Genomic DNA, 9,791 nt, shown 5'->3' with positions numbered 1-9,791 from the left:
CCCCCCCCCCCCCCCCCCCCCCCCCCCCCCCCCCCCCCCCCCCCCCCCCCCCCCCCCCCCCCCCCCCCCCCCCCACACCCCCCCCCCCCCCCCCCCCCCCCCCCCCCCCCCCCCCACGCCGAGCATGATCCCGAAAAGTGGTTACCGGTTTTCGGCCAAGATCATGCTCAAACAAGAAAGTTTCTTCGGCCGATGGCCGATCAAGTCGGCGGGCGTTTGGCCCGCGCTAGATGCAAGGGGTTTTCGATGACCCCGAAAAGGAGAACGGCATGAACCAAGAGGTCATGAATCTCTTCAATCCCCAGGCGCCTGCACAGGTGTTCGATTCCATCCGGATTTCGCTCGCCAGCCCTGAGAAGATTCTGTCCTGGTCGTTCGGCGAGATCAAGAAGCCGGAGACCATCAACTACCGCACCTTCAAGCCGGAGCGCGACGGCCTGTTCTGCGCGCGTATTTTCGGCCCGATCAAGGACTACGAATGCCTGTGCGGCAAGTACAAGCGCATGAAGTACAAGGGCGTCATCTGCGAGAAGTGCGGCGTCGAAGTCACGCTGTCGCGCGTCCGTCGCGAGCGCATGGGCCATATCGAGCTGGCCGCGCCGGTCGCCCATATCTGGTTCCTGAAGTCGCTGCCGTCGCGTATCGGCACGCTGCTCGACATGACGCTGAAGGACATCGAGCGCGTTCTCTACTTCGAGAACTACATCGTCACCGAGCCCGGCCTGACCGCGCTGAAGGAGCACCAGCTCCTCAGCGAGGAAGAATACATGATGGCCGTCGACGAATATGGCGAGGATAGCTTCACCGCCATGATCGGCGCCGAGGCCATCCACGACCTTCTGGCCGGCATGGACCTGGAGAAGATCGCCGGCGACCTGCGTTCGGAGCTGGCTTCGACCACATCCGAGCTCAAGCAGAAGAAGTATCTGAAGCGGCTCAAGGTCGTCGAGAACTTCATGGAGTCCGGCAACCGTCCGGAATGGATGATCATGAAGGTGGTGCCGGTGATCCCGCCGGACCTGCGCCCGCTGGTTCCCCTGGACGGCGGCCGCTTCGCCACGTCCGATCTCAACGATCTCTATCGCCGCGTCATCAACCGCAACAACCGCCTGAAGCGGCTGATCGAGCTGCGCGCGCCCGGCATCATCGTGCGCAATGAAAAGCGCATGCTGCAGGAAGCCGTCGACGCGCTGTTCGACAACGGCCGTCGCGGCCGCGTCATCACCGGCGCCAACAAGCGTCCGCTGAAGTCGCTGTCCGACATGCTGAAGGGCAAGCAGGGCCGGTTCCGCCAGAACCTGCTCGGCAAGCGCGTCGACTATTCCGGCCGCTCGGTCATCGTGACCGGCCCGGAGCTCAAGCTGCACCAGTGCGGCCTGCCGAAGAAGATGGCGCTCGAACTGTTCAAGCCCTTCATCTATGCCCGTCTCGACGCCAAGGGTTATTCCTCGACCGTCAAGCAGGCGAAGAAGCTGGTCGAGAAGGAGCGTCCGGAGGTCTGGGATATCCTCGACGAGGTTATTCGCGAGCATCCGGTGCTCTTGAACCGTGCGCCGACGCTGCACCGCCTCGGCATCCAGGCGTTCGAACCGATCCTGATCGAAGGCAAGGCGATCCAGCTTCACCCGCTGGTCTGCACGGCCTTCAACGCCGATTTCGACGGCGACCAGATGGCGGTTCACGTGCCGCTGTCGCTGGAAGCACAGCTTGAAGCCCGCGTGCTGATGATGTCGACCAACAACATCCTGCACCCGGCGTCCGGCGCGCCGATCATCGTGCCGTCGCAGGACATGGTCCTGGGTCTCTACTATCTCTCGATCGTCAACCAGAACGAGCCGGGCGAGGGCATGGTGTTTGCCGACATGGGCGAACTCCAGCACGCGCTCGAGACCAAGGCGGTGACGCTGCACTCCAAGATCAAGGGCCGCTTCCGCACGGTCGATGCGGACGGCAAGGTCGTGTCGAAGATCTACGACACCACGCCCGGCCGCATGATCATCGGCGAGCTTCTGCCGAAGAACGTCAACGTGCCGTACGAGACCGCCAACCAGGAGATGACCAAGAAGAACATCTCCAAGATGATCGACACCGTCTACCGCCATTGCGGTCAGAAGGAGACGGTCATTTTCTGCGATCGCATCATGGCCCTCGGCTTCAGCCACGCCTGCCGCGCTGGCATCTCGTTCGGCAAGGACGACATGCTGATCCCGGATGCCAAGATCAAGCTGGTTTCCGACACCGAGGCCTTGGCCAAGGAATACGAGCAGCAGTACAATGACGGCCTGATCACGCAGGGCGAGAAGTACAACAAGGTCGTCGACGCCTGGGCCAAGTGCTCGGAAAAGGTCGCCGACGAGATGATGGCCCGCATCAAGGCGGTCGAGTTCGAGGACAATGGCCGTCAAAAGCCGATGAACTCGATCTACATGATGTCGCACTCCGGTGCGCGCGGCTCGCCCACCCAGATGCGCCAGCTTGCCGGTATGCGCGGCCTGATGGCCAAGCCGAGCGGTGAGATCATCGAGACGCCGATCATCTCCAACTTCAAGGAAGGCCTGACCGTGCTCGAGTATTTCAACTCGACCCACGGCGCCCGCAAGGGTCTGGCCGACACCGCCTTGAAGACGGCGAACTCGGGTTACCTCACCCGTCGTCTGGTCGACGTGGCGCAGGACTGCATCGTCAACTCCGTCGACTGCGGCACCGACAAGGGCCTCACCATGCAGCCGATCGTCGATGCCGGCCAGGTCGTCGCTTCCGTCGGCCAGCGGGTTCTCGGCCGCACCGCGCTCGACGACATCACGCATCCGGTGTCGGGTGAGGTTCTGGTCAAGGCCGGAACGCTAATGGACGAACGGGACGTCGAGCAGATCGAAAAAGCCGGCGTCCAGTCGGTCCGCATCCGCTCGGCGCTGACTTGCGACGTCAGGGTCGGTGTCTGCGCGGTCTGCTACGGACGCGATCTGGCCCGCGGCACCCCGGTCAACCAGGGCGAGGCTGTCGGCGTCATCGCGGCGCAGTCGATCGGCGAGCCGGGCACCCAGCTCACCATGCGTACCTTCCACATGGGCGGTACGGCGCAGGTGGTGGACTCGTCGTTCCTTGAAGCCTCGTATGAGGGCAAGGTCGAGATCCGCAACCGCAACGTGGTGCGCAACTCCGACGGCCAGCAGATGGTCATGGGCCGCAACATGGCGGTGCTGATCCTCGACGAGGCCGGCAAGGAGCGCGCCACGCACCGCCTCACCTATGGTTCGCGCATCTTCGTGGACGATGGCGACAAGGTGAAGCGCGGCCAGCGCATCGCCGAGTGGGATCCCTATACCCGCCCGGTCCTCACCGAAATCGAGGGCAAGGTGGCGTTCGAGGATCTGGTCGACGGCATTTCCGTCCAGGAAACGGCCGACGAATCGACCGGCATCACCAAGCGCGAGGTCATCGACTGGCGTTCGACGCCACGCGGCAACGACCTCAAGCCGGCGATCGTCGTCCAGGACGCCAAGGGCAAGGTCGGCAAACTGTCGAAGGGCGGCGACGCTCGCTTCCTGCTCTCGGTCGAGGCCATTCTTTCGGTCGAGCCGGGTGCACAGGTTCGCCCCGGCGACGTGCTGGCGCGTATCCCGATGGAAAGCGCCAAGACCAAGGACATCACCGGCGGTCTGCCGCGTGTTGCCGAATTGTTCGAGGCACGCCGTCCGAAGGATCACGCCATCATCGCCGAGATCGATGGCACGATCCGCTTCGGCCGCGACTACAAGAACAAGCGCCGCATTATCATCGAGCCACATGACTCGACGCTTGAGCCGGTCGAATACCTGATCCCGAAGGGCAAGCCGTTCCATCTCCAGGACGGCGACGTCATCGAGAAGGGCGACTACATCCTCGACGGCAATCCGGCGCCGCACGACATCCTGGCGATCAAGGGCGTGGAGGCGCTTGCCTCCTACCTCGTCAACGAGATCCAGGAGGTCTACCGTCTGCAGGGCGTGTCGATCAACGACAAGCACATCGAGGTGATCGTTCGCCAGATGCTGCAGAAGGTCGAGATCACCGCGCAGGGCGACTCGACCTACATTCCGGGCGACCACGTCGACGTGATCGAGCTGGAAGAGGTCAACGAGCGCCTGGTCGAGGACGGCAAGAAGCCGGCCGAAGGCCAGCCGGTGCTGTTGGGCATCACCAAGGCCTCGCTGCAGACGCCGTCCTTCATCTCGGCCGCCTCCTTCCAGGAGACGACCCGGGTGCTGACCGAAGCGGCGGTTGCCGGCAAGACGGACATGCTGCAGGGGCTGAAGGAAAACGTCATCGTCGGCCGTCTGATCCCGGCCGGCACCGGCGGCACGATGAGCCAGATCCGGCGCATCGCCACCTCGCGCGACGAGCTGATCATCGACGAGCGCCGCAAGGCGTCGGGCGTCGAGGTCGCCGACCCGATGCTGACCGACATGGCTTCCGCCGCGCAGTAAGCGCGTCGGGTAAAGATCTCAGGCAACAAAGCCGTCGGGGCAACCCGGCGGCTTTTTTGCGTGTTGAGTTGGCGACGGACTGGAGGAGGCGTCGTCGAGTGTTGCGACTTGTTTCGATCGTCCGGCGCCGCCCCTCATTGCCCTGGCGGGCATTTCTCCCCGTAAACGGGGAGAAAGAAGCTGGCCGCAACCTTGGCGCCCTTTCTGCAACGCCTGTAATTGGCGAAATCCTATGCGAAGGCGTCCTTCTCCCCGTTCACGGGGAGAAGATGGCGGCAGCCAGATGAGGGGCGGCACGACGCTTGCAGAACCGGAGCGAAGACCACTCCTTGCAGCTCCACGGCTTAATCGAAAAACGCTTCCACCACATTGCGCTTGCCGAGCATGAAGGCGTCGGCGACATGCTGGAGCGGGGCGAGATCGACGTCGGAGACGCCGGCGCGCACGATCTCGGCGAAACGCCTGTAGAGCATCGGATACTCCGCTTCCGGCTCGTCGTGAACGACGCGGCCGTCGACCGCGAGTTTTGCGCCGCCGCCCGAAAGCACCATCGCGCCCTTGTCGGTCTCGGCCAGGATGTCCCAGCTTTGCGGGCCGGTCTGGCGCCAGTCGAGTTCCATCGCCACCGGCAAGCCGTTCGAGGTGCGGAAGGCAATATGGGCGGCGATCGGGGCGGCGCGGTTTTCGGGAAAATCGAGGATCGCCGAGCTGATGAACATCGCCGGCAATATGTGGGTCGCGATCGACAGCGCGTTGATGCCGGGATCGAACACGCCGAAGCCGCCTGGAGCCCAGATCCAGTCCTGGTTCGGGTGCCAGCGGCGCACGTCCTCCTTCCAGTTGATGGCGGCCGACCTGATCTGGGTCGAGCCTAAAAATGCGCGCGCCGCTTCAACCGCCGGCGCATAGCGCGAATGCCAGCTGGCAAACAGCGAGACGCCGTTTGCCGCCGCCAGTGCTTTCAAATCCTCGACCTCGCTGACCGTGGCGCCGGGTGGCTTTTCCAGAAAAACATGCTTTTTCGCCGCCAGCGCTGTCCGCGCGGCGTCGTAGCGGAACTGCGGTGGCATGCAGAGCGATACGGCCTCGAGCTCAGGCACGGCGTCGAGCATCGCCTCGATATCAGGAAAATTCGCGATGCCGTCCACCTTGCCGTGCCGGCTGGCGGCGGCGGTGAGCAGGTAGTCGCGGTCCTTGGCCAGGGCCGGCAGGTGCTGGTCGCGAACAATCTTTCCCACGCCGACGATGCCGAGCTTGATGGGACCGCTATTCAGGGACATGGGAACTCCGCAGGTTGATATTGCGCTTGGTTCTTAGCAGAGAACCGATGCCGGGCAAGCAGTGCCAGACCGCGACGGCCCCAAACCGCGACGGCCAGGGACATGGCTGGTCACAGCGGCACGTCGAAGGTGACGATCGACACTTCGCCTTCGAGCGCGCCCTGATAGGCCGACAAATGCGGCTCTTCGTCGGGCACGCCGTCCAAGTCGCCGATCTGGTCGAGCTCAGCCTCGGCGTAGCCTTCGGCCGCGAGTGATTCGAGCGCCCGGCGCACCGCCGAATCGTCGTCGGGCGCGACCAGCATGAGGTGGACGCCTTCCGGCTTGCCGCCCTTTCTTTTCCACGCCCGGCCGGTGATGATGGTGACCGGGCGCTCATCATTGTCGTTCACGGGCCGATTCTCCGGGCGAGGGGATTTGCGCTGTTCATGTCGCTTTTTCGCATGAAGCGTGGCTATGCAACAGCCGAGGGCCGGTCACTTTCTTCCTTGCTCTTGCAAAATGGCGAAAGAAAATTACATGCGCTTTTCGCATGGCTGCCAAGCCTCGGTTTCAGCGTAATATTTGGTGCTCCGGGGTTGACGGGCAACAGGCTTGCGAGTAGAAGCCGCCCAGTCAGAACCGATGTGAGGCTCTCCCTTCCGAAGCGACACGCTTTGGAGTTTGCCTCAAACAGGGTTCGTTTTACGAGCGAAAAGACATTTCCGGCGTGCATGAAGCGGTTTCCGCTTCCTCTGCCATTTGTTCGGGCAAGACCGCGAGGCGCGGTTTGTGGCCCGACTTTGCGTATGGAAATGACGCTTTGAGCGGCCCTGACCGGGCGAGACACGGAATTGAGAGACAAGAGGGTTTAATGCCTACCGTCAACCAGCTGATCCGCAAGCCGCGCATTGCGCCGGTGAAGCGCAACAAGGTCCCGGCCATGCAGCAGAACCCGCAGAAGCGGGGCGTCTGCACGCGCGTCTACACAACGACGCCGAAGAAGCCGAACTCGGCGCTGCGCAAGGTGGCCAAGATCCGCCTGACCAATGGTTTTGAAGTGATCGGCTACATCCCCGGCGAAGGCCACAACCTTCAGGAGCACTCGGTGGTGATGATCCGCGGCGGTCGCGTCAAGGATCTTCCGGGCGTCCGCTACCATATCATCCGCGGCGTGCTCGACACGCAGGGTGTGAAGAACCGCAAGCAGCGCCGTTCGAAATACGGCGCCAAGCGTCCGAAGTGACCGAAGCGTAGCCAAGGTCATCCCGGACGGCGCCAGGCGACGATCCGGGATCCAGGCCACCACGCAGAATTGAGGCAGAGAAAAAATGTCCCGTCGTCACAGTGCAGAAAAGCGTGAGATCAATCCGGACCCGAAGTTCGGCGATCTGATCGTCACCAAATTCATGAATGCCGTTATGTATGACGGCAAGAAGTCGGTTGCCGAGACCATCGTCTACGGCGCGCTCGACCAGGTCCAGTCCAAGACCAAGCAGGAGCCGGTCACCGTCTTCCATCAGGCGCTCGACAATGTCGCGCCGCATGTGGAAGTGCGTTCGCGCCGCGTCGGTGGCGCCACCTACCAGGTTCCGGTCGACGTGCGCCCCGAGCGCCGTCAGGCGCTGGCCATCCGCTGGTTGATCGCCGCCGCCCGCAACCGCAACGAGACCACGATGGTCGACCGCCTCTCCGGCGAGCTGATGGACGCGGCCAACAACCGCGGCACCGCCGTCAAGAAGCGTGAAGACACCCACAAGATGGCAGAAGCCAACCGCGCCTTCGCGCACTACCGCTGGTAAAGCGCGAACGAGACTGAAGAGGCACCTCCCATGGCCCGCGAATACAAAATCGAAGACTACCGCAATTTCGGTATCATGGCGCATATCGACGCCGGCAAGACGACGACCACCGAGCGCGTCCTCTACTACACGGGCAAGTCGCACAAGATCGGCGAAGTCCATGACGGCGCCGCCACCATGGACTGGATGGAGCAGGAGCAGGAGCGCGGCATCACAATCACGTCCGCCGCGACCACGACCTTCTGGAAGGCTCGTGACGGCAAGATGCACCGCTTCAACATCATCGACACCCCCGGCCACGTCGACTTCACCATCGAGGTCGAGCGTTCGCTGCGCGTGCTCGACGGCGCCATTGCGCTGCTCGACGCCAATGCCGGTGTCGAGCCGCAGACGGAGACCGTCTGGCGCCAGGCCGACAAGTACCGCGTGCCGCGCATGATCTTCTGCAACAAGATGGACAAGATCGGCGCGGATTTCTATCGCTCGGTCGAAATGATCGGCTCGCGCCTCGGTGCGCAGGCTGTCGTCATGCAGCTGCCGATCGGCGCCGAGACCGAGTTCAAGGGTGTCGTCGATCTCGTCGAGATGAACGCGCTGGTCTGGCGCGACGAGACGCTGGGCGCCGCCTGGGACGTCGTCGAGATCCCCGACGACCTCAAGGCTCGTGCCGAAGAATATCGCGAGAAGATGATCGAGGCCGCCGTCGAAATGGACGAGACAGCGCTCGAGAATTACCTCGAAGGCAAGATGCCCAGCAATGACGAGATCCGCGCCCTGATCCGCAAGGGCACCATCGCGGTGAAGTTCTACCCGATGTTCTGCGGCTCGGCCTTCAAGAACAAGGGCGTGCAGCCGCTGCTCGACGCAGTCGTCGAATATCTGCCGTCGCCGGCCGACGTTCCGGCCATCAAGGGCGTCGACGCCAAGACCGACGCCGAGATCGAGCGTCACGCCGACGACAGCGAGCCGCTGTCGATGCTCGCCTTCAAGATCATGAACGACCCGTTCGTCGGCTCGCTCACCTTTGCCCGCATCTATTCGGGCAAGCTCACCAAGGGCATCTCGGTCGACAATACGGTGAAGGGCAAGAAGGAGCGCATCGGCCGCATGCTGCAGATGCATGCGAATTCGCGCGCTGACGTCGAAGAGGCTTTCGCCGGCGACATCGTCGCCTTGGCCGGCCTCAAGGACACGACGACTGGCGACACGCTCTGCGATCCGCTGCATCCGGTCATCCTCGAGCGCATGGAGTTCCCCGATCCGGTCATCCAGATCGCCATCGAGCCGAAGACCAAGAACGACCAGGAGAAGATGGGTCTTGCGCTGCATCGCCTGGCCGCCGAGGACCCGTCCTTCCGCGTCAAGACCGACGAGGAAAGCGGCCAGACGATCATCTCCGGCATGGGCGAACTGCACCTCGACATCATCGTGGACCGCATGCGTCGCGAGTTCAAGGTCGAGGCCAATGTCGGCGCGCCGCAGGTGGCCTATCGCGAGACGATCACCCGCAGGCACGAGCAGGACTACACCCACAAGAAGCAGACCGGCGGCACCGGCCAATTCGCCCGTGTCAAGATCCTCTTCGAGCCGAATCCGGAAAGCAGCGAATTCCTGTTCGAATCCAAGATCGTCGGCGGCGCCGTGCCGAAGGAATACATCCCCGGTGTCGAAAAGGGCATCAACAGCGTCATGACCTCCGGCCCGTTCGCCGGCTTCCCGATGATCGGCGTCAAGGCGACGCTGATCGACGGCGCCTACCATGATGTCGACTCCTCGGTGCTCGCCTTCGAAATCGCCGGCCGTGCCTGCTTCCGTGAAGCGGCGCCCAAGCTTGGCGTGCAGCTGCTCGAGCCGATCATGAAGGTCGAAGTGGTGACGCCGGAAGATTATGTCGGCAGCGTCATCGGTGATCTGAACGGCCGTCGCGGCCAGATTCAGGGCCAGGAATCGCGCGGCGTTGCGGTGGTTGTCAACGCCATGGTGCCGCTCGCCAACATGTTCAAATACGTCGACAATTTGCGCTCGATGAGCCAGGGCCGCGCGGCCTACACGATGCAGTTCGATCACTACGAGCCGGTCCCCACCGCGGTCGCTCAGGAAGTCCAGAAGAAATACGCGTAACCCCAACGGGTTGCAGCGCTAACTTAATTCAAAGCCCGCACGGGCGAGCAGGAATGGAGAGATCACATGGCAAAAGGTAAATTCGAGCGTACAAAGCCTCATGTGAACATCGGCACGATTGGCCATGTCGATCATGGCAAGAC

The 9,791-nt window shown here is 63.0% G+C and carries 6 protein-coding genes and 1 pseudogene; 5 read left to right on the top strand and 2 right to left on the bottom strand.

The features are described from left to right. Positions 1–269: 269 nt before the first annotated feature. Entirely contained in the window at positions 270–4,466 is a 4,197-nt protein-coding gene (gene rpoC, locus AC0L15_RS32885) for a DNA-directed RNA polymerase subunit beta' (RefSeq protein ID WP_287248045.1), read from the top strand. Positions 4,467–4,810: 344 nt separating this feature from the next. On the opposite strand, the gene AC0L15_RS32880 is transcribed toward rpoC, so the two are convergent. Then, complete coding sequence (locus AC0L15_RS32880; protein ID WP_128169100.1) at positions 4,811–5,746, bottom strand: Gfo/Idh/MocA family protein; 936 nt, start codon at positions 5,744–5,746, stop codon at positions 4,811–4,813. Positions 5,747–5,856: 110 nt separating this feature from the next. Next, entirely contained in the window at positions 5,857–6,138 is a 282-nt protein-coding gene (locus AC0L15_RS32875) for a hypothetical protein (RefSeq protein WP_023798115.1), read from the bottom strand. Positions 6,139–6,599: 461 nt separating this feature from the next. Here AC0L15_RS32875 and rpsL point away from each other — a divergent pair, with 461 nt between their 5' ends. The 4 genes and pseudogenes from rpsL to AC0L15_RS32855 form a co-directional block, all read left to right on the top strand. Then, positions 6,600–6,971, top strand: a complete 372-nt coding sequence (rpsL, locus tag AC0L15_RS32870; protein WP_006333356.1) for a 30S ribosomal protein S12 — start codon at positions 6,600–6,602, stop codon at positions 6,969–6,971. Between the two features lie 85 nt (positions 6,972–7,056). After that, positions 7,057–7,527: a 30S ribosomal protein S7 gene (gene rpsG, locus AC0L15_RS32865; RefSeq protein ID WP_008875664.1), complete on the top strand. Its 471-nt coding sequence runs from the start codon at positions 7,057–7,059 to the stop codon at positions 7,525–7,527. 30 nt (positions 7,528–7,557) lie between these two features. Beyond that, positions 7,558–9,648, top strand: coding sequence for an elongation factor G (fusA, locus tag AC0L15_RS32860; protein WP_023798114.1), 2,091 nt, complete (start codon positions 7,558–7,560; stop codon positions 9,646–9,648). Between the two features lie 66 nt (positions 9,649–9,714). Further along, positions 9,715–9,791, top strand: a pseudogene (locus tag AC0L15_RS32855) (GTP-binding protein); the annotation flags it as partial.

The sequence above is a fragment of the Mesorhizobium sp. WSM4846 genome, assembly GCF_055811415.1.
The sequence above is the reverse complement of the archived record's forward strand: the minus strand, read 5'-3'. Positions and strand labels throughout refer to the sequence as shown.

Bases quoted from the DNA above. Each gene is read 5' to 3' on its own strand.
- fusA (WP_023798114.1), top strand. From the start codon at position 7,558: ATGGCCCGCGAATACAAAATCGAAGACTACCGCAATTTCGGTATCATG.
- AC0L15_RS32880 (WP_128169100.1), bottom strand. From the start codon at position 5,746: ATGTCCCTGAATAGCGGTCCCATCAAGCTCGGCATCGTCGGCGTGGGA.
- rpoC (WP_287248045.1), top strand. From the start codon at position 270: ATGAACCAAGAGGTCATGAATCTCTTCAATCCCCAGGCGCCTGCACAG.
- rpsG (WP_008875664.1), top strand. From the start codon at position 7,057: ATGTCCCGTCGTCACAGTGCAGAAAAGCGTGAGATCAATCCGGACCCG.
- rpsL (WP_006333356.1), top strand. From the start codon at position 6,600: ATGCCTACCGTCAACCAGCTGATCCGCAAGCCGCGCATTGCGCCGGTG.